Source organism: Sphingomonas astragali (genome assembly GCF_051400615.1).
GTDB lineage: Bacteria > Pseudomonadota > Alphaproteobacteria > Sphingomonadales > Sphingomonadaceae > Sphingomonas.
The window spans coordinates 1,282,010-1,302,190 of the sequence record NZ_JBLFFH010000002.1; the positions used below are offsets into that span (position 1 = coordinate 1,282,010).

General features: G+C 68.9%; 19 protein-coding genes, 1 tRNA gene and 1 pseudogene. 7 read left to right on the top strand and 14 right to left on the bottom strand.

Translation table 11 applies throughout. The features are described 5' to 3' along the window. Positions 1–25: 25 nt before the first annotated feature. Complete coding sequence (locus ACMGER_RS14135) at positions 26–355, bottom strand: phasin family protein (RefSeq protein ID WP_436812768.1); 330 nt, start codon at positions 353–355, stop codon at positions 26–28. 145 nt (positions 356–500) lie between these two features. Here ACMGER_RS14135 and ACMGER_RS14140 point away from each other — a divergent pair, with 145 nt between their 5' ends. From ACMGER_RS14140 to ACMGER_RS14155, 4 genes are all read left to right on the top strand, one after another. After that, positions 501–641, top strand: coding sequence for a hypothetical protein (locus ACMGER_RS14140; RefSeq protein WP_436812769.1), 141 nt, complete (start codon positions 501–503; stop codon positions 639–641). Between the two features lie 233 nt (positions 642–874). Beyond that, entirely contained in the window at positions 875–1,654 is a 780-nt protein-coding gene (locus tag ACMGER_RS14145; RefSeq protein ID WP_436812770.1) for a CDP-alcohol phosphatidyltransferase family protein, read from the top strand. Between the two features lie 7 nt (positions 1,655–1,661). After that, entirely contained in the window at positions 1,662–2,753 is a 1,092-nt protein-coding gene (locus ACMGER_RS14150; RefSeq protein WP_436812771.1) for an inositol-3-phosphate synthase, read from the top strand. Then, the gene (locus ACMGER_RS14155) at positions 2,753–3,487 is read left to right on the top strand and encodes a phosphocholine cytidylyltransferase family protein (RefSeq protein ID WP_436812772.1); all 735 of its coding nucleotides are present in this window, start codon (positions 2,753–2,755) and stop codon (positions 3,485–3,487) included. Before ACMGER_RS14150 ends, ACMGER_RS14155 begins: the two co-directional genes overlap by 1 nt. Before the next feature lie 66 nt (positions 3,488–3,553). Here ACMGER_RS14155 and lepA read toward each other — a convergent pair whose 3' ends face one another. Beyond that, positions 3,554–5,359: a translation elongation factor 4 gene (gene lepA / locus ACMGER_RS14160; protein WP_436812773.1), complete on the bottom strand. Its 1,806-nt coding sequence runs from the start codon at positions 5,357–5,359 to the stop codon at positions 3,554–3,556. A 144-nt stretch (positions 5,360–5,503) separates the two neighbouring features. Here lepA and ACMGER_RS14165 point away from each other — a divergent pair, with 144 nt between their 5' ends. Beyond that, entirely contained in the window at positions 5,504–6,517 is a 1,014-nt protein-coding gene (locus tag ACMGER_RS14165; protein WP_436812774.1) for a CsgG/HfaB family protein, read from the top strand. A gap of 169 nt (positions 6,518–6,686) precedes the next feature. On the opposite strand, the gene ACMGER_RS14170 is transcribed toward ACMGER_RS14165, so the two are convergent. Next, positions 6,687–7,220 (bottom strand): AAA family ATPase, encoded by a 534-nt coding sequence (locus tag ACMGER_RS14170; RefSeq protein WP_436812775.1) that lies wholly within the window; start codon positions 7,218–7,220, stop codon positions 6,687–6,689. Beyond that, on the bottom strand, positions 7,217–7,774 hold the full coding sequence (pnuC, locus tag ACMGER_RS14175; RefSeq protein WP_436812776.1) for a nicotinamide riboside transporter PnuC: 558 nt from the start codon (positions 7,772–7,774) through the stop codon (positions 7,217–7,219). Before pnuC ends, ACMGER_RS14170 begins: the two co-directional genes overlap by 4 nt. Positions 7,775–7,897: 123 nt before the next feature. On the opposite strand from pnuC, the gene ACMGER_RS14180 reads away from it, so the two are divergent. Both ACMGER_RS14180 and ACMGER_RS14185 read left to right on the top strand, forming a co-directional pair. Further along, the gene (locus ACMGER_RS14180; protein WP_436812777.1) at positions 7,898–9,196 is read left to right on the top strand and encodes an FAD-dependent oxidoreductase; all 1,299 of its coding nucleotides are present in this window, start codon (positions 7,898–7,900) and stop codon (positions 9,194–9,196) included. 224 nt (positions 9,197–9,420) lie between these two features. Next, positions 9,421–9,497, top strand: a tRNA-Pro gene (locus ACMGER_RS14185). A gap of 81 nt (positions 9,498–9,578) precedes the next feature. Here the strand turns inward: ACMGER_RS14185 and ACMGER_RS14190 are convergent. The 10 genes and pseudogenes from ACMGER_RS14190 to ACMGER_RS14235 form a co-directional block, all read right to left on the bottom strand. Beyond that, positions 9,579–10,163, bottom strand: coding sequence for an SRPBCC family protein (locus tag ACMGER_RS14190; protein WP_436812778.1), 585 nt, complete (start codon positions 10,161–10,163; stop codon positions 9,579–9,581). Then, complete coding sequence (locus ACMGER_RS14195) at positions 10,151–10,753, bottom strand: TetR/AcrR family transcriptional regulator (protein ID WP_436812779.1); 603 nt, start codon at positions 10,751–10,753, stop codon at positions 10,151–10,153. Before ACMGER_RS14195 ends, ACMGER_RS14190 begins: the two co-directional genes overlap by 13 nt. A 99-nt stretch (positions 10,754–10,852) precedes the next feature. After that, entirely contained in the window at positions 10,853–12,724 is a 1,872-nt protein-coding gene (locus tag ACMGER_RS14200; protein WP_436812780.1) for an ABC-F family ATP-binding cassette domain-containing protein, read from the bottom strand. Positions 12,725–12,870: 146 nt separating this feature from the next. After that, complete coding sequence (locus ACMGER_RS14205) at positions 12,871–13,143, bottom strand: hypothetical protein (RefSeq protein ID WP_496047867.1); 273 nt, start codon at positions 13,141–13,143, stop codon at positions 12,871–12,873. A 112-nt stretch (positions 13,144–13,255) separates the two neighbouring features. Continuing rightward, positions 13,256–14,347: pseudogene (locus tag ACMGER_RS14210) on the bottom strand (efflux transporter outer membrane subunit); the annotation flags it as partial. Positions 14,348–14,349: 2 nt separating this feature from the next. Beyond that, positions 14,350–15,474: an ABC transporter permease gene (locus ACMGER_RS14215; RefSeq protein WP_436812781.1), complete on the bottom strand. Its 1,125-nt coding sequence runs from the start codon at positions 15,472–15,474 to the stop codon at positions 14,350–14,352. After that, positions 15,474–16,589 (bottom strand): ABC transporter permease, encoded by a 1,116-nt coding sequence (locus ACMGER_RS14220; protein ID WP_436812782.1) that lies wholly within the window; start codon positions 16,587–16,589, stop codon positions 15,474–15,476. Before ACMGER_RS14220 ends, ACMGER_RS14215 begins: the two co-directional genes overlap by 1 nt. 106 nt (positions 16,590–16,695) lie before the next feature. Further along, complete coding sequence (locus ACMGER_RS14225; protein ID WP_436812783.1) at positions 16,696–18,417, bottom strand: ATP-binding cassette domain-containing protein; 1,722 nt, start codon at positions 18,415–18,417, stop codon at positions 16,696–16,698. Between the two features lie 127 nt (positions 18,418–18,544). Beyond that, positions 18,545–19,552 carry a secretion protein HlyD gene (hlyD, locus tag ACMGER_RS14230; protein WP_436812784.1) on the bottom strand — a complete coding sequence of 336 codons (1,008 nt, stop codon included), beginning with the start codon at positions 19,550–19,552 and terminating at the stop codon, positions 18,545–18,547. Further along, the gene (locus ACMGER_RS14235) at positions 19,549–20,169 is read right to left on the bottom strand and encodes a CerR family C-terminal domain-containing protein (protein ID WP_436812785.1); all 621 of its coding nucleotides are present in this window, start codon (positions 20,167–20,169) and stop codon (positions 19,549–19,551) included. Before ACMGER_RS14235 ends, hlyD begins: the two co-directional genes overlap by 4 nt. Positions 20,170–20,181: the final 12 nt, after the last annotated feature.

Here is a 20,181-nt window from a genome sequence, read left to right on the forward strand (position 1 = left end):
CTCCGCCGCCGAGCGCCAGTCGGCGCTATTCCTTGCCGGTGAAGCCCCCGATCGTCGCGCGGCCGAAACTGGCGATCATCTCGCCGATCTCGCGCGCCTGGGTCACCGCGCGGCCGCCCTGGTCGCGCAGATAGTCGCTCTGGATGCGCATCACCTCGCCGACGTCCTTGGCGCCGGCCGCTGCGCGCATCGCCGCGAAGGCTTCGCGCGTGTTCGCCTCGGCCTGGTCGAGCATCTTGATGCCGAGCTGCTGGCCGTGGTCGGCCATGGCGCTGCCCGCCGCCTGGAAGCGCTCGGCCGCATTCTGCGCCATATCGGCGGCGCTGCCGCCTGCCGTCTTCGTCTCGTCTGCCATGGAAGCTCCTGCGGTTGGCGCCGTCCTGTCCGCGGCGCTCGCACCGCGAGACGCTCGGAAGGGCGTCCGGGTTCCCGTCCGGCGCGCCATTTACCGTCCGGTGAGCATTTTGCGCGATCCTGCGGGGTCGAGAGGGATCATGCCGATGAAGCTGCTGATCGTCATCGCCGCCGTCGTCCTTGCCACCGTGTCCGATCTGCTGTTCGGCAACGGGCATCATGTCCATGTCGTGCTTGACTGGCTGCAATCCATGGCCGGATCGCTGGCAAGCTGGCGGATCGACTAGCCAGCGCGCGAGCGCGCGTTTGCGCAAAGACGCCTCCGTCGTCCCGATCCGACCCAGAATGCGACAAGCGGATAGGCCACAATAGACGGTTCCGCTGCAAATCGCTTGCTGAACAGGCACGTGGCGCGGTACGTGACATTCCGATGACAGCTCCTCCGCCGGACCGGTCGCGGGATCGCCGGATCGAGGATCCGACGAACCTCTGGATCATACACCCCGCAGGTCGCCTCCTCTTGCCGTGGTTCATCGCGCGCGGGATCCCGGCCAACGCGGTGTCCGTGGGCGGACTGTTGCTCGGCGCGCTGGCGGCGCTTGCCTATGCGAACTGGGACGTGCAGCCGTTCGCGTTCGTCGGGCTGTTGCTGTCGGTCGGCTGGCTGATCGCAGACGGGCTGGACGGGATGATCGCCCGCGCGACGGGCACCGCCAGCCCGCTGGGGCGCGCGCTCGACGGCCTGTGCGACCATGGCGTCTTCGTACTGATCTACGTCGTTCTGGCACTGTCGATCGGAACGTCGGAAGGATGGGCGCTGGCCTGTGCGGCGGGAGCGGCACATGCGGTGCAGTCCAACCTCTATGAAAGCGAGCGCGCGCGGTTCCACCGCCGTTGCAGGGGCGTCGCAGCTGTCACGCCGGCGCCGAGCGACAATCCGTTCGTAAGGTTCTACGACCAGGTCGCAGGAACGCTGGACCGCCTCGCCGCTCCGTTCGATGAAACCATGCGGCGCCAGAATGACCCGGAGCGGCTTGCCGAAGCTTACGGCACCCAAGCCGCCAGGCCGATGCGGCTGATGAGCCTGCTGTCGGCCAATGTGCGCGTATGTGCGATCTTTCTCGCCTGCGTGGCAGGCGATCCGCGGCTGTTCTGGTGGTTCGAGCTCGGACCCCTCACCGCGATCCTCGTCGCCGGGCTGGCCTGGCACCGCGTTGTCGAGATGCGCCTGATTCGAAGCACGAGCGCAATGCGTGAGCATCGATCCCGATCTGACCCCTTACCCCCTCAAAGGACGTGACGAAGTAATGACGAACATCAACATCGCCGTGGTCGGCGTCGGCAACTGCGCCAGCTCCCTCGTCCAGGGCCTCTCCCATTACCGCGACGGTGCAAACGATACGGTCGGGCTGATGCACTGGGACCTGGGCGGATATCAGCCGAGCGACATCCAGGTTGTCGCGGCGTGGGACGTCGACCGGCGCAAGGTGGGCAGGGATGTCGCCGAGGCGATCTTCGCCAAGCCGAACTGCACAGCGATCTTCTGCGAATCGATCGAGCCTACGGGCACCACGGTGCAGATGGGGCGAATCCTGGACGGCGTCGCCGACCACATGGCCGATTATGCCGACGATCGCACCTTCCTCGTCTCCGACGCGAGGGAGCCGACCAAGGACGAGGTCGTCGCGCTGCTCCGCGCGACCAAGACCGACGTGCTGATGAACTATCTGCCGGTGGGATCGCAGGCGGCGAGCGAATTCTATGCCGAGTGCGCGCTCGAGGCGGGCGTGGCGTTCGTCAACAACATCCCCGTGTTCATCGCCAGCAACCCGGAATGGGCCGACCGCTTCACCAGGGCCGGGGTGCCGATCATCGGCGACGACATCAAGGCGCAGCTGGGGGCGACGATCGTCCACCGCGTGCTGACCGACCTGTTCGCCAAGCGCGGCGTCAAGCTGGAACGGACCTACCAGCTCAATACCGGCGGCAACACCGACTTCCTCAACATGGCCAACCACCGCCGGCTCGCCTCGAAGAAGATCTCCAAGACCGAAGCGGTGCAGTCGGTGGCGGCCGAACGGCTGGAGGACGAGAACGTCCACATCGGCCCGTCGGACTACGTCCCGTGGCAGAACGACAACAAGGTCTGCTTCCTGCGCATGGAGGGCTCGATGTTCGGCGGGGTGCCGATGAACCTCGAGCTGCGCCTCTCGGTGGAGGACAGCCCGAACTCCGCGGGCGTCGCGATCGACATGATCCGCTGCGCCAAACTGGCGAAGGATCGCGGCCTGGCCGGCCCGATCGACGCCGCGTCGGCCTTCTTCTGCAAGCACCCGCGCACGCAGATGACCGACGATCTGGCCGCGCAGGCGGTCGAAGACTTCATCACCCTCCAGTGATGATCGAGACGGCCATCCTGCTCGCGGCCGGCGAAGGCAGCCGCCTCCGCTCCGCGGCTCCGCTGAAGCCGCTCTGCATGGTGGGCGGCCGTTCGCTGCTCGGACATGCGATCTGCGGCCTCGCCGAGGCGGGGTTCAAGCGCGCGGTGATCGTACTCGGCTATGGCGCCGCGCCGATCGAGGCGCACATCGCGGCGCACCCATGGCCGCTCGCGATCGAGACCGTCAGGACCGACGACCATCGCAAGCCGAACGGCACGTCGGTGCTGGCGGCCGAGCCGCTCGTCGGCGGCGAGGACGTTCTGCTCGCGATGTGCGATCATCTCGTGGAGCCGGAGCTTTATCGCCGGACCGCCCAGGCCGGGGCGTCGGCCGGTGCCCGGCTGGCAATCGACCGTCGGATCGGGAGCGGCTGGGTCGACCTTGACGACGTCACCCGCGTGCAGACCGCCGGCGAGCGGATCATCGGCATCGGCAAGGGGCTGGAGCCCTATGACTGTTTCGACACCGGCGTGTTCGCGGTGGGGCCGGCCCTGTTCTCGGCCCTTCGCGGGCTCGAGGCCCCGTCACTGACCGAAGGTATGCGCGTCCTCGTGGACCAGGGGACCGCGCTGACCATCGACTGCAGTGACCTGGGCTGGATCGACGTCGACGACCAATGGGCGCTCGACAAGGCCAGGCTCTGGCGCGGGACGCTCGAACCGGAGCGGCAGGCGGGCATCCGAGCTGCGTGATCCCTGGAACTATCGACATTCGGCTCCTTCAAATCCTCCCCCTGACGGGGGAGGATTTGAAGGAGCCTATTCCTCCCCCATCCTCAGCGCCGCAATGAACGCCTCCTGCGGAATCTGCACGGACCCATACTCCCGCATCCGCTTCTTGCCTTCCTTCTGCTTCTCCAGCAGCTTGCGCTTGCGGGTGATGTCGCCGCCGTAGCATTTCGCGGTCACATCCTTGCGCAGCGCCGCGATCGTCTCGCGGGCGATCACCTTGCCGCCGATCGCCGCCTGGATCGGGATCTTGAACAGGTGGCGCGGGATCAGGTCCTTCAGCCGCTCGCACATGCCGCGGCCGCGCGCCTCGGCGCTGGCGCGGTGGACGATCATGCTGAGCGCGTCGACCGGCTCGTTGTTGACCAGGATCGACATCTTGACGAGGTCCCCCGGGCGGTGACCGATCTGCTCATAGTCGAAGCTCGCATAGCCGCGGCTGATCGACTTCAGGCGATCATAGAAGTCGAACACCACCTCGTTCAGCGGCAGCTCGTAGGTGAGCTGCGCGCGGCCACCGACATAGGTCAGGTCCTTCTGGATGCCGCGGCGGTCCTGGCAGAGCTTGAGGATCGAGCCCAGATACTCGTCGGGGACGTAGATCACCGCCTTGATCCACGGCTCCTCGATCTCCTCGATGCGGTTGGGATCGGGCATGTCGGCGGGGTTGTGGAGCTCCATCTCGCGGCCCTCGGCCTCGCCCGCAGCCTTGGTCAGGCGCAGCTTGTAGACCACGCTCGGCGCGGTGGTGATGAGGTCGAGGTCGTATTCGCGGGTCAGCCGCTCCTGGATGATCTCGAGGTGGAGCAAGCCGAGGAAGCCGCAGCGGAAGCCGAAGCCGAGCGCGGCCGAGGTCTCCATCTCGAACGAGAAGCTGGCGTCGTTGAGCCGGAGCTTCGAGATCGATTCCCTGAGCTTCTCGAAGTCGGCGGCGTCGACCGGGAACAGGCCGCAGAAGACGACGGGCTGGACTTCCTTGAACCCCGGCAGCGCTTCGGCGGCCGGCCGCCTGGCGTCGGTCAGCGTGTCGCCGACGCGCGCCTGGGCGACTTCCTTGATCTGCGCGGTGATGAAGCCGATCTCGCCGGGGCCGAGTTCGGTCAGCTGCTCGATCTTGGGACGGAAGCAGCCGACGCGGTCGACGAGATGCATCGTGCCGGTCTGCATGAACTTGACCTGCTGGCCCTTACGGATCGTGCCGTCCATCACGCGAACGAGGATGACGACGCCGAGATATGGGTCGTACCAGCTGTCGACGAGCATAGCCTTGAGGGGGGCTTGAGCGTCGCCCTTCGGCGCCGGGATGCGCTCGACGATGGCATCGAGCACTTCCTCGATGCCGATCCCCGACTTGGCGCTGGCGAGCACCGCGTTGGAGGCGTCGAGGCCGATGATCTCCTCGATCTCGGCCTTGACCTTCTCGGGCTCGGCGGAAGGCAGGTCGATCTTGTTGATGACCGGGATGATCTCGTGGTCGTGCTCGATCGACTGGTAGACGTTGGCGAGCGTCTGCGCCTCGACCCCCTGCGCGGCGTCCACCACCAGCAGCGCGCCCTCGCAGGCAGCCAGGCTGCGGCTGACCTCATAGGCGAAGTCGACGTGGCCCGGCGTGTCCATGAGGTTGAGGACATGGCCCTTCCATTCGAGGCGCACGGTCTGCGCCTTGATGGTGATGCCGCGCTCCTTCTCAATGTCCATGTTGTCGAGCACCTGCGCCGACATCTCGCGCTCGGACAGGCCGCCGGTGCGCTGGATCAACCGGTCGGCGAGCGTCGACTTGCCGTGGTCGATATGCGCGATGATGCTGAAATTGCGTATTTTTTCGAGTTCGGTCACGAAGCGTCGTCTTTTCCGGGAGATGAATTGCGCCGCCGATAGCACCGCCGTCGCCCGATCCCAAGCGAGCTGGAGGTTCGAGGCTATTCCCACGCTCCGCCTGGTCGGGTATTCGGGCAGGGCATCCAACAGGGGGAAGCAGAAATGTTGAAGTCTTCGGCGGTGGCCCTCACCGCTCTCGCGCTGTGTCTTGCCGGCGAGGCCCAGGCGCAGCGACTCGCCAAGCCCAGCAGCGGCCAGAAGCTGCAGGAACAGACGATGACCGACGTACCGCGCTGCACGCGCAAGCTCGGCACCGTCTCGGTCGTCGACGGCGACGATCCCAGGGGCTGGACCCAATATTCGCTGGCGCCGCCGCAGAAGCTGCTCAAGGTGCTGATCCAGCGCTCGGGCTGCTTCAACCTCGTCGATCGCGGCAGCGGCCTGCAGGCGGCCGAGCGCGAGCGTCAGATCGGCGGGCACCTGGGGCTGCAGCGCGGCTCGAACGTCGGCCAGGGGCAGATCAAGGCGGCGGACTATGTGCTGGTCGCCGAGGTTCAGGGCGCCAACAGCAACGTCAGCGGCGGCGGTGCCGGCGGGTTGATCGGTGGGCTGGTCGGCGGCCGGCTCGGCGCGCTCGCGGGCGGCCTGCGCACCAAGAAGCTCGAGGCGAACACCGTCCTCTCGCTCACCAACGTGCGCACCACCGAGACGATCGCGACGCAGGAAGGCTACGCCGCCAAGAGCAACCTCTCGTTCGGCGTCGGCGGCGGCGCCGGCTTTCTCGGCGGCGCGGCGGGCGCGGTCGGCGGCGGCTATGAAAACACCGACATCGGCCGGATCGTCACATTGTCGTTCATCCAGGCCTATTCGAGGATGGTGACCGATCTCGGGCTGGTGCGGCCCGGCGACGCCGGCACTGCCCAGGCGGCTCCGGCCAAGACCTTCACCGCGCAGCGGCCGCTGGCGATGCGCGCCGCGTCGATCGGATCGTCCAAGCTGATCCGCACGCTGCCCGCCGGCTCGACGGTCTATCCCACCGGCAACAGGAACGGCCTGTGGTGGGAAATCGCCGACGAGAACGACAATGTCGGCTGGGTGCTCAATACCGGCCTCGCGCCGACCGAGCACGCGCCGCAGGACGAGCACGGGCCGACGGTGGTCATCAAGAACAGGTGAGGTTCACCAGACGCGAGAGGTCCGTTTCGCCAGGCGCGGAACGGGCCTTTCCTAGGGCCTGTCCGGATAAAATGGCATCGTGCTCCTGCGAAGGCAGGAGCCCTGGATCACGCGCGTCTCGCCCGCGGCCTGAGCTCCTGCCCTCGCAGGAGCACGACGCTGCTTCAATCTAACACGGCAGACTCCGTGCGAGCCCGGCGTCGCGGATCGCCGCCAGCGCGCTCGCGAACCGTGCCTCACCTTCGCCCCGCACCCAGGCCCAGCGGAGGCCGCGCCGTTCCAGCTCCCCGCGCGAGACGTCGAGGAAGCGCTGGCGGAGCCCGGCCGTGCCGAACAGGCGGGTGCCGTCGTCGACCCACGGCAGGTCGATGTCGAGCAGCAGATAGAGGTCCGCGGTGCCGCTCCAGCGGTCGAACCAGGGATCGCGGCGCCCGAACAGCATCACCGCCCAGGCGGCCGTCATCAGCGGATCGGTGTCGAGGATCACCGGATCAACGCCGCGCGCGACCGCTTCCCGCGTCAGCCCGTCGTGCGTTTCGGCGATCTCGACCAGATCGGCCATGGTGAAATCGGTCCCGCGCTCGTCGGCGAAGGTGCGGCCATATTCGGCGACCATTTCGCCGCCGAGCGCCGCCGCCAGCCGCGGCGCCAGCGTCGACTTGCCGGTGCTTTCCGGTCCGTGGAGGCAGATCAGGCGGCTCACGCCCGCATCGCCCGCCGCCAGCCGACCAGGCCCCACACCGACATCGCCAGGAAGACCGCATAGAGCGCGGCGGTCGCCCACAGGTCCCGCACCGCATAGAGCGGGATCGCGAGCAGATCGACGGCGATCCACAGCACCCAATTCTCCCAATGGCGGCGCGACAGCAGGATCTGGCCCGCGACGCTCAGCATCGCGATGCCTGCGTCCCACCAGGGATAGGCGGCATCGGTATGGCTATGCATCAGCCAGCCCCAGCCCGCCGTCGCCGCCGCCACCGCGGCGATCCAGGCGAGCCGCGCGCCGCCGGAGAGCCGCTCGACCCGCACCTCGCCCTGCTCGGCGCGGCTGCGCGACCAGTTCCACCAGCCGTAGAGGTTGACCGCGAAGAAGAAGAGCTGGAGCAGCGCGTCGGAGTAGAGCTTCGCTTCGAAGAAGACGGCGCCGTAGAGCGACACCATCGCCAGCGCGAACGGATAGTTCCACATGCTGCGGCGGACGACGAGGACGATGTTGGCGAGGCCGAGCGCGGCGGCGGTCAGCTCGATCGGGCTCACGCGGGCGTCTTCGTCGTCATCGTGAGCGGCGCCTAGACGAGCCTTTCGAGCGCGGTCAATCGCTCAGCGCTTGCCCTCCCCTGCCGGGCCGCTAGCATCGCACCCACAGACGCGGGAGGTTCCATGCGGCATATCGCGGTGATCGGCTCCGGGCCGGCGGGCTATTATACCGCCGAAGCGGCGCAGAAGGCCTTCGGGGAAGAGGTTCGCGTCGACATCATCGACAAGCTGCCGGTGCCCTTCGGCCTGATCCGCACCGGGGTCGCTCCCGACCATCAGTCGATCAAGGTGGTGTCGCGCCGCTACGAGGCGACCGCGCTGACCGAGAACGTCCGCTTCGTCGGCAATGTCGCGGTCGGGCGCGACGTGTCGATCCGCGAGCTCGTCGACCTCTATGACGCGGTGGTGCTGGCGACCGGCGCGCCGGCCGACCGGCCGCTCGGCATCCCCGGCGACGACCTGCCCGGCGTGGTGGGATCGGCGGCGTTCGTCGGCTGGTACAACGGCCATCCGGAGCACGCGGGCCTCGCGCCCGCGCTCGACGGCGGCGGCGCGGTGGTGGTCGGCAACGGCAATGTCGCGCTCGACGTCGCCCGCATCCTCGCCAAGGCCGAGGCGGAGCTCGCCGGCTCCGACATCGTCGGCCATGCGCTCGACCGGCTGAAGGCGGGCCATGCCGGCGACGTCATCATCCTCGGCCGCCGCGGACCGCACCAGATCGCGATGACTCCCAAGGAGCTGGGCGAGCTCGGCGAGCTCCACCGCGCCGCGCCGGTTGTCGACCCCGCCGACCTGCCGCCCGCCGAGGCCGATGCCGTGCTCGAACCGGGCCTGCGCAAATCGGTCGCGCATCTGCGCACCTTCGCCGGCCGGCCGCCCTCGGACAAGCCGATCCGCATCATCTTCGATTTCTTCGCCCGGCCGGTCAGGATCGAGGGCGACGGCAAGGCCGAACGCGTGATCGTCGAACGCACCGAGCTCGACGCGGGCGGCAATGCCCACGGTACCGGCGAGACCTATGCGGTGCCGGCGCATCTGGTGGTGAGCTGCATCGGCTATCGCACGCCACCGATCGAGGGTGTCCCCTATGACGAAAAGCTCGGCCGCTTCGCCAACGAGGAGGGGCGGATCGCGCCGGGACTCTATGCGGTCGGCTGGGCGCGGCGCGGGCCGACGGGGACGATCGGCACCAACCGGCCGGACGGTTTCGCGATCGTCGACAAGATCGCCGAGGACATGAGCGGCGACAGCGGCAAGCCCGGCCGGCCCGGCCTTGACGCGCTGCTTGCGGAGCGCGGAGCCGACGTCGTCACCTTCCGCGACTGGCAGAAGATCGACGCGGCCGAGGTGGCGCGCGCCCGGCTCGGCGCCCCGCGCGAGAAGTTCGTCGCAGTCGAGGACATGCTGGATGCGCGGCGGTAAAAACCCCTCTCCCTTTGGGAGAGGGAGGGAGCCGCCGGAGGCGGCGGAAGGGTGAGGGTGACGAATCGGGTTCCCACATAATCACCCTCACCCTTCCCACCGCTTCGCGGCGGGCCCCTTCCCTCTCCCGCCGGGAGAGGGAATTGTAGGATTCCCGGCTTGAAACCCTCGGCCGTGGTGGTATAGGCCGCCCCTCGCTGACGGGCTCGCCCCGAAGCGCCGGTCGGGGAATAGCTCAGCCTGGTAGAGCACTGTGTTCGGGACGCAGGGGCCGGAGGTTCGAATCCTCTTTCCCCGACCATCTTTTCAACAACTTAGTGATAGTTACGCCAAACCTCCTCCGGTGCCGTTCCGGTGTGCGCCTGCGCTCGCGCCCGGCAAGTCACTCGTTCTTCGCCTGTGGACGCCGGGCGGTCCAGTCGATCGGGCCTGTCGCGAAGCGCTTTCCAAGCTGCTCAAGCGACATGCGGTTTCCCTCGCGGAAGAAGGCGATCAGCGTGTCTCCCGCCGGTCCGGCGGGATAGCCGCTCCCGGTAAGGCGCAGGCGGGTCGCGGTGGTGCCGACCGGCGTGAGAAGGAAGCTGCTGGTCACGCGGAGATAGGCATCGGCATGGGGGAAGCCGGCGGGCGTGCGCGTCGTTCTGAACACGACTCGATACGGCGCCGCCCGTTCCAGCCATTGCTGCTCGATGGTCGACGCCGCGCCGGGTGCCGCCGTGGGATCGTAGCTGGTCTCAAAGCGATCCGAGGAACCCGGCACCTCCCGCGCCAGCGGGACCGCCCATGTCCGCCAACCCTCGACCGTGGCGATCGCATTCCAGACCTCCTGCAGCGGCGCCGGGATGACGATCTCGTGGGAAAGCGTACGCGTGCCGTCGGCCGCAGTCGCAAGTTTCACGTCGATTTGCTGCGCGGCTGCGGGCGATGCTGCGAGCAGCAGCAGAAACGCGGCGCTCAGGCCGCGCACGTCATGCGCTCCAGCGCGTCGAAATGCGCGCGCAGCTGCGCCACCGGCCGGTCGAAATAGCCGATGTCGCGATAGGTGCGCGCCTGCATCACCGCACCCTCCATCACCGTCAGCACGAACTCCGCCAGCGCGCGAACGTCGGTACCAACGGGAAGGCGGCTGCCCGCCTCGACCAGGCAGGCCTCGACCGCATCGACCCAGCCGGTGAAGTTCCCGGCGAGAAGGCGGCGCACCGATTCGTCGGGCTCGTGCAGTTCCAGCGCGATGCTCCCGATCGGGCAGCCATAGGTGCATTCCGTCTCGAGGATCAGGCCGCGGTAGCGGGCGAGGAGCGCGAACACGCGCTCGATCGGATCGTCGACGCCTGCCCAGGCCGGCTCCAGCAGCATCGGCCCTATGCCCCGGCGATACCGGTCCAGCACCGCCAGCAGCAGGTCCTGCTTGCCCGGGAAGAAATGGTACAGGCTGCCGCTGTTGATCTGGGTGCGGCTGAGGATGTCGGCGATCGAGGTCGAGCCGTAGCCCTTGAGCCAGAACAGCTCCATCGCCGCGTCGACGATCTTCTCGCGTGTGAGTCGCTTCGCCTGCACGACGCCATTTGATTGAACGATCAACTCAGAGTCAAGAGCGGTATGCCCGATGGGTCGGCGCCCGGAGTTCGGTCTCCCGCTTTTCCGAAGGCGATCCGCTCAGGCGGCCGCGAGCAGCTCCAGCGCCTCGCTGGCGTCCATCCACGCCGCTTCCGCCGCCTCGATTCGCGACTCCAGCTCGGCACGACGCTTCATCAACTCGGTCATCGTCAGCTTGGCCAGCGCCGCATCGGCCGAGGCCGGATCGAACATCGCCCGATCGATCGCGCTGCGTTGCTCCGTGAGCTTGGCGAGCTCGCGCTCCGCCTCCTGCGCGCGCTTGCGGAGGGCAGTGCCCTTCTCGCGCGCCTCGGCCGCCTGGCGTCGCGCCTCCTTGCGGTCGACTTTAGCGACGCCGGCGGTGTCCTTGGCGTCCTTGGCCAGCACCAGCGCGATATAATCGTCGAGCGCGCCGTCGAACGGTCGCGCGGTGCCGCCGTCGACCAGCACCAGCCGGTCCGCGGTCATCTCCAGCATGTGGCGGTCGTGGCTGACGATCACCACCGCGCCGGTATAGGCGTTGAGCGCCTGCACCAGCGCCTCGCGCGCATCGACGTCGAGGTGGTTGGTCGGCTCGTCGAGGATCAGCATATGCGGCGCGTCGCGGGTGATCAGCGCCAGCGCCAGCCGCGCGCGCTCGCCGCCGGAGAGCCTGCCGACCTTGGTCGTCGCCTTGTCGCCCGAGAAGCCGAACCGCCCAAGCTGCGCGCGCACCGCCGACGGGCTCGCGCCCTTCATCAGCCGCGCCATATGCTCGAGCGGGGTATCGTCGCGGTCGAGCTCCTCGACCTGATATTGGGTGAAATAGCCGACGCGCATCTTGCCTGAGGCGGTCATGCCGCCGTCCATCGGCTTGAGCTGCGCGCACAGCAGCCGCGCCAGCGTGGTCTTGCCGTTACCGTTGCGGCCGAGCAGCGCGACGCGGTCGTCGGGATCGAGCCTGAGGTTCAGCCGCTGGAGGATCGGCGTGTCGCCATAGCCGACGCTCGCCATGTCGAGCGTGATCAGCGGCGGGCGCAGCTCGTCGGGATTGGGGAAGTCGAACGACAGGCTGGGATCGTCGAGCACCGCCGCGATCGGCTGCATCTTCGCCAGCGCCTTGGCGCGCGACTGCGCCTGCTTGGCGGTGGAGGCGCGGGCGGAGTTGCGGGCGATATAGTCCTGCAGCTTGGCGCGCTCGGCGAGCTGGCGCTCGCGCGCCGCCGCCTGCTGCGCCTGCCGCTCGGCGCGCTGGCGCTCGAACGCGTCATAGCCGCCCGGGTAGAGCGTGAGCTTGCCGCGATCGAGGTGGAGGATGTGGTCGACGACGTTGTTGAGGAAATCGCGCTCGTGGCTGACGATCAGGATCGTCGCCGGGTAGGAGCGGAGGAAATCCTCCAGCCACAGCACCGCCTCGAGGTCGAGGTGGTTCGAGGGCTCGTCGAGCAACAGCACGTCGGGCTGAGAGAACAGCAGCGACGCCAGCGCCACCCGCATCCGCCAGCCGCCGGAGAAGCTGTCGAGCGGGCGGTGCTGCGCCGCCTCGTCGAAGCCCAGGCCAACGAGGATGCGGGCGGCGCGCGCCGGCGCGGCATGGGCGTCGATCGCGTTCAGCCGCTCATGGATCTCGCCCAGCCGGTCGGGGTCGTGGCTGGTCTCGCTCTCGGCCATCAGCGCGGCGCGCTCGGTGTCCGCGGCCAGCACCGTCTCGAACGGAGTCGCGGCGCCGGCGGGCGCTTCCTGCGCGATATAGCCGAGCCTGGTGCCGCGCGGCATCTCCGCCGATCCGGCGTCGGGCTCCAATTGTCCCGCGATCACGCGCACCAGCGTCGACTTGCCGGCGCCGTTGCGCCCGATCAGCCCGACCCGGCTGCGCGGCGGCAGCGCGGCGCCGGCGCCGTCGAGGATCGTGCGCCCGCCAAGGCGGACGATGACGTCGGTGATCGTGAGCATCGGGCGGCCTTAGAGGAAGTTCGAGGTGATCGGAATCCCTCAATCCGTTGGAGATCGGTTCCAAGGCCGGGGCCCAGTTGCGAGCGGTTCGATACTGGGCCCCGGCCTTCGCCGGGGAACAGTTGCTTCAAGCGAACCCCGCCACGTCAGCTCCAGCCGCCGCCCAGCGACTTGAACAGCGCGATCGCGGCCTGGCCCTTCGCCGCGACGGCGGAGTCGCGGCGGCGTTCGGCGGCGGTGAGCGATGACCGGGCGCGCATCAGGGCGAGGCGATCGTCCTCACCCCGAGCAGTGCGCTGCTCGGCGAGCGCGAAGGCGGTGCGCTCGCGGGCGAGCGATGCCTCCGCCTCGACCAGGGCGGCGCGGGCGTTGAGGAAGCGGTTGATCGCGCCTTCGCTGTCGGAGAGCGCGCCGATCACCGCCTTTTCGTAGCGGGCGGCGGCGCCCTGGGCGCGGGCGTCGGCGGCGCGGGACCTGCGCGCGGATCGTGCCGCCCGAGAAGATCGGCCAGGAGAAGCTCGGTCCGACCTGGAGCCGGGTGCTGTTCCCTGAGAAGAGATCGCCGACGCTGCGTGCCTGCTGGCCGACGCTGCCGATCAGGCTGAAGCGCGGGAACAGGTCGGCGGTGGCGACACCGATATCGGCGGTGGCGGCGGCGAGCTCGCGCTCGGCGCTGCGCACGTCGGGGCGGCGCTCGAGCAGCTCGGAGCGGACGCCGACCAGGATCGCGTCGGGCGCGACCGGAAGCGGGCCGGTGGCCTTGAGCTCCGGCGCCACCTCCTCGGGAGGCGCGCCGACGAGCGTGGCGATGCGATAGGTGGCGGCCGCAGCGCTGGCGCGCGCCTCTGCCACCGCACCGGCGCTGGCGCGCGCCTGCGCCTCGGCACGGTCGGCGTCGATCTTCGAGGTTTCGCCGGCGCGGTAGCGCAGCGCCGTCAGCCGCGCCGTCTCGGCATCGGCGGCGGCGGCGGCCTCGCCGGTGGCGATGTCGGCCTGGGCGGAACGCAGGTCGTAATAGGCGCGTGCGACCTCGGCGATCAGCGTCAGCATCACGTCCTGCCGGCTCGCCTCGGCCGCCTGCATCCGCGCGGTCGCCGCCTCGACCTGCCGGGTGCGGCGGCCCCAGAAGTCGAGCTCCCAGCTCGCGTCGAAGCCGAGGTCGAACAGCGGGAAATCGCGCGTGAAGACGGGAATCTGGCCGATCGGGATCTGGCCGTTCTCGCTCAGCACGTTCTCGGTGGCGGAGCCCGTCGCCTGCACCGTCGGCAGCCGGCCGCCGGCGGTGGCGTCGCGGTTGGCGCGCGCCTCGGCGAGCCGCGCGGAGGCTTCGGCGAGATCGGGGCTCGATTTCAGCGCGCGCTCGACCAGCGCCGTCAGCTCGGCATCGTTGAAGCGCCGCCACCAGGTGAGGTCGACCGCCCCGGGCGTGCCGGGCTCGACCCACTGGGCCGCGGCCCTGGTCTCGGGGCGCTGGTAGTCAGGCCCGACGGTGCAGCCGGCGAGCAGCGCCAGCAGGAGAACCCCCGGCCCGTTCGCCCTGAGCTTGTCGAAGGGCGAGGAGGACCGGATTCGCCTATCGCCCTTCGACAAGCTCAGGGCGAACGGGTGGAGGGGGAAAGGCATAATCACTCCATTCGCGCGCGGAACAGCCAGGCTGCGGCGGTGAGCGTCACGCAGGCGATGATCGCCAGCGGCCAGAGCTGGTGGAACACGGCCTCCGCCGGCATCGCTTTCAGGAACAGCCCCTGGACGATGACGAGGAAGTAGCGCGCCGGATCGGCGTAGGTGACGACCTGCAGCCAGTCCGGCATGTTGTCGATCGGGCTGGCGTAGCCCGACAGCAGGATCAGCGGCGTGATCGCCAGGAACACGCCGAGGAACGCCTGCTGCTGCGTCGCCGAGGCGGCCGAGACCAGCATCCCCACGCCGATCAGTGCGAGCAGATAGACCGACAGCGACAGGAAGAAGAGCGTGAGCGAGCCGAGGAACGGCACCCCGAACACCAAAGGCGCGATGACCAGGTAGATCGACCCGTTGAACATGCCGAGCAGGAACGGCGGCACCATCTTGCCGATCAGTATCTCGTGGACGCGCAGGGGCGAGACCATCAGCTGGTCGAAGGTGCCGAGCTCGCGCTCGCGCGCCACCGATTGCGAGGTGACGGCGAGGCCCGACACCGACACGATGATCGCGACCAGCGAGGGCAGCGTGAACCAGATGTAATCGAGCGAGGGGTTGTACCAGTTGGTGACGACGCTGCCGGGGCTCGCCGAGGCGCGCGGCATCAGGTCGGCGCCGACGCCGCCGGCGATCTGGCTGAGATAGCCCGAGACGATCTGCGCGGCGTTGGAGCGGCGGCCGTCGAGCACCACGCCGATCGTCGCCGGCCGGCCGGCGTCGACGGCGCGGTCGAAATCCTCGTCGATCACCACCGCCGCGATCACCTCCTGCCGGTCGATCGCGTCGGCAAGCTCGTCCGAGGACCACAGCGGCAGCACCTTGCGGAAGTTGGGGCTGCCGGCGACGCGCGAGACGAACTCGCTCGAATGCACGCCGGTCGCGCGGTTGAGCACGCCGATGTCGACGTTCTTGACGTCGAGCGTGGTGGCGAAGGTGAAGATGAACAGCTGGATGAGCGGCGGCACCACCAGCACGATCCGCGAGCGCGGATCGCGCAGCACCGCCCACATCTCCTTGACGATCATCGCGCCCAACCTGCGCAGGCCGGCGGCATCAAAAAGCCGCCGCATCAGTCGAGGCTCCTGCGCGTGACGCGGAACGCCAGGAGGAAGAAGCCCATGCCGAACAGCAGCATGATGCCGATGTTGGGGAGGATCAGCCCCCACAGGTCGCCCGCTAGGAACACCGTCTGCAGCGACGGGATCAGGTAGCGTGCCGGCACGGCATAGGTGATCGCCTGGATCGGCCAGGGCATCGACCCGATCTCGAAGATGAAGCCCGAGAGCAGGAAGGTCGGCAGGAACGCCGAGAGCAGCGCGACCTGGCTGGCGACGAACTGGTTCTTGGTCGCCGCGGAGATGAACAGGCCGAGCCCCAGCGCCGGCATCAGGAAGGCGCTGGCGATCGCGAACAGCGCGAACACGCTGCCGCGGAACGGCACCCCGAACGCGAACACCGCGATCAGCGTGCACAGGGTCATCGATCCCAGCGCGAGCAGGTAATAGGGCAGCACCTTGCTGGCGATGAACTCGGCCATGCTGATGGGGGTCGCCATCATCGCCTCCATCGTGCCGCGCTCCCATTCGCGCGCGACGACGAGCGCGGTGAGCAGGGTGCCGATCATCGTCATCACGATCGCGATCGATCCGGGAACGAGGAAATAGCGGCTCTTGAGCTCGGGATTGTACCAGAAGCGCGTCGACAGGCTGACCGGCGGCTGGCGGTTGTCGTCGCCCGCCGCCCAGGCCGCGCGCACGCCCTCGCCGTAGGCGGCGGCGAAGTTGGCGGTATTGGGCTGCGATCCGTCGGTGATGATCTGGATGGGCGGCGGATTGCCCTGCTTCACCCCCTCGCCGAAATCGGGCGGGATGACGATGATCGCGCGCACCCGGCCGTCGACCATCCACTGCTTCACCGGCTGGACCGAACGGGCAAAGGTCACCTCGAAATAAGGCGAATGCGCATAGCTCTGCGCGAGGCCGAGCGCCGGCGCGCTCGAATCCTGCACCACCAGCGCGACGCGGGTGCGCGTGCTGTCGAGCGACACCGCATAGCCGAACAGGAACAGCAGGATCAGCGGCAGCAGGAAGGCGATCAGGAAGGTCGAGGGATCGCGCACGATCTGCGACGCTTCCTTCGCGACCAGCGCGGCGAGGCGGCGGAGGGAGAAGCGGATGGAGGTCATGACCCCCACCCTCCCGTGCTCCTGCGAAGGCAGGAGCCCTGGACAACACGCGTCTCGCCCGAAATCCAGGGCTCCTGCCTTCGCAGGAGCACGAAGGGGGAATGCATCACGCCGCCTCCCTCCCCCCGGCTTCGCGCTTGCGGTCGAATTCCTCGATCAGCGCGATGAAGGCGTCCTCCATCGTCGGGTCATCGAGGTTCGCCAGCTTCGCGGCCTCGGCCTTGAGCTCGTCGGGGGTGCCGGTCGCGATCTGCTCGGCGCGGTAGATCAGCGTCGCGCGGTCGCAATATTCGGCCTCGTCCATGAAGTGCGTGGTGACCAGCACGGTCACGCCCTTCTCGACCAGGCCGTTGATGATCATCCAGAATTCGCGCCGCGACACCGGATCGACGCCCGAGGTCGGCTCGTCGAGGAACAGCACGGGCGGCTCGTGCATCACCGCGCAGGCGAGCGCGAGCCGCTGCTTGAAGCCGAGCGGCAAGGTGCCGGCGTTGACGTTCACGTGCGGTCCGAGCTCGAAGATGTCGATCATCGCCGCGGTCGCCCGCGCCGCCGTGCCGCGGTCGAGGCCGTAGGCGCCGGCGAAGAAATCGAGGTTCTGCCGCACCGACAGATCGCCGTAGAGCGAGAATTTCTGCGCCATGTAGCCGAGCGAGTTGCGCGCGTCGGCCGCGGCATGGCGGAGATCGTGCCCCGCCACCGCGCCGGTGCCGGCCGTGGGCGTGAGCAGACCGCACAGCATCTTGAAGGTGGTCGACTTGCCCGCGCCGTTCGGGCCCAGCAGGCCGAAGATTTGCCCGCGCGGGATCGAGAACTCCATGTCCTTGGCGGCGGTGAAGTCGCCGAACCGCTTGGTGAGCCCCTTGGCCTCGATCGCGGGCGCGTCGTTCTCGGGAATGGTGCGATAGCGCTCGGCAAGCGGGCTGGTGCCCTTGGGACCGCCGCCCAGTATCTCGATGAAGCCGTCCTCGAAGCGAGGCGGCGCCATCTCGATCGTCCCTCCTTCGAAATCGGGCTTTGCCGCACCGTCCTTCAGCAGCAGGCGCACCGCGCGGCCCTGGATGGTGCCGTCGATCACGTCGTCGCGGTCGAGCGCCCTGGTCAGGAACTGGCGGCGGCGCTCCTTGAAGCCGGCGACGCGGATCACCCGGTCCTTGACCTTGCCGGTCAGCTCCGCCGGCGGGCCGTCGAACAGCAGCTTGCCCTCGTTGAGCAGGTAGACGCTGTCGCATTTCTCCGCCTCGTCGAGATAGGCGGTCGACCACAGCACGCCGATGCCCTCGCCGGTGAGATCGCCGACCATTGCCCACAGCTCGCGCCGCGAGATCGGATCGACGCCGACGCCCGGCTCGTCGAGCAGCAGCAGCCGCGGCGTCTTCACCAGCGCGCAGGCGAGGCCGAGCTTCTGCTTCATGCCGCCCGAGAGCTTACCGGCGAGGCGCCCCTGGAAGCGCTTGAGATCGGTGAAGTCGAGCAGCCGGTCGAACGCCGCCTCGCGCTCCGACCGGTCGAGCCCGCGCACCTCGGAATAGAGCACGAGGTTCTCGCGCACGCTGAGGTCCTCGTAGAGGCCGAACCGCTGCGGCATGTAGCCCAAGTCGTCGAGCGCCTCGCCCGGCGGCTTGCCGAGCACCTCGACGGTGCCGTCGGTCGGCGCCATCAGCCCGGCGAGGATGCGGATCAGCGTGGTCTTGCCGGCGCCGTCGGGGCCGACGAGGCCGGTCACCTGGCCCGGCGGGATGGCGATGCGCACGCCGTCGAGCGCGGTCAGCTCGCCGAAGCGCTTGACCAGCCCGTCGGCGCGGGCGGCGGGTTGCGGCTCACTCACCGCGCCGCCCACTCTTCTCGTGCTCCTGCGAAGGCAGGAGCCGTGGCGGCAGGCGACAGCCTCTCGCCTCCAGCGCTCCTGCCTCCGCAGGAGCACGGCAGGACTCGCGGCGAGGGTCGGTCACTCCTCACCCCCGATGCGCCGGCCGCGCGCCCGGGACGGTGACCGTCACCGGCTGCCCCTGACGGAGCGCATCATCAGGATCGCTGACAATGATGCGCAGGCGATAGACCAGGTCGGTGCGCAGCTCCTCGGTCTCGACCGACTTGGGCGTGAACTCGCTGCGCGGCGAGATGTAGCCGATGGTGCCGTGATACACCTTGGGATTGCCGTCCGTCCTCACCTCGACCGCCATGCCGGGGCTGATGCGGCCGAGGTCGGGCTCGGCGATATAGGCGCGGATGCGCATCGGCCGGTCGATCGACAGGGTGAGCAGCGTCTGCCCCGGCTGGACGATCGCGCCCGGCTCCTGCGCGCGGGTCACCACCGTGGCGGCGGTCTCGGCGACGAGGCGCGTGTCCCCCAGATCGGTCGCGGCGCTGCGCCGGGTCGCCTCGGCGGCGCGGAGCTGGGCCTCGCCGGCAGCGATGTCCTCGCGCCGGCTGCCCGCTTCCAGCAGCGACAGCGCCTGCCGCGCCTCGGCGAGCTGGGCATTGGCGCTGTCGCGCGCCGCCACGGTCTGGTCCCACACCGCCCGGCTGATCGCCCCCGGCGCGACCAGCGGCTGACGGCGGGCAAAATCACGCTGGGCATTGGCAGCGGAAGCCTGCGCCGCCACGACGCGCGCACGGGCCTGGGCGATGTCCTGTACGCGATTGCCGTTGCGCAGCTTCTCGAGCTGCGCGCGCGCCTGCTGCACCTGCGCATCCGCCTCGCCGATGCGCGCGTCGAGCGTGGCGGTGTCGAGCGTCGCCAGCAGCTGCCCCGGCTGGACCTTGGCACCCTCGTCGACCGCGATCGTCTTGATCCGTCCGCCAACGCGGAACCCCATGTCGACCTCGCGAATATCGACATTGCCGTAGAGCTGGAGCGGCTTGTCGCCCTCGCCTCCGAACAGCCCGAATCCCTTGGTCGCGACCGCGACGATCGCGAGGGCGGCGAGCACGACGACGGCGACGATCAGGCGGCGGTTCATTCCGGTTTCTCCGAAAGGATGCAGCGGGCGTTGGCGCGCAGGCGCCGGATCAGAAGCTCGGCAAGATCGCAATCGATCTCGATCACCTCGAACACGCGGCACACCGCCGCATGACCGGCGCGCAGCATCAGCACCTGGCCGACCATCAGCACCGCCGTCGCGCGCAGCTCGCGCGGGTCTAGGTCGGTGCGGACCTGCGCGGTCAGGCCGATCAGCGTCTCGGCGATCGGTTGCATCGCGCCCTCGAAGATGCGGTGGAACGCCTCGGTCGGGAACTGCTGCTCGCGGATGATGAAACGCGCCCAGTGCTCGGTGTCCTTGGAGAGCATCATCCGGCCGAGGCTTTCAAGCAGCGTCAGCACCTCCTCGACCGCCTGTTCGCGGGTGGCGGCGCCGGCCTCCCGCACCCGCCGCAGCACCTCCGCCTGCCGCTCGGCGATGCCCGCGGCGATGTGGTCGGCGGCAGCGATGTAGAGTCCCTTCTTGCCGCCGAAATGATAGGTGATCGAGGACATGGCGGTGCGCGAGGCGTTCGCGATCGCGCGCGTGCTCGCCCCCTCGAAGCCGTGACGCCCGAAATGCTCGATGGCGGTGTCCAGGAGAATGGAGGAAATCATCGCATCTCTCTT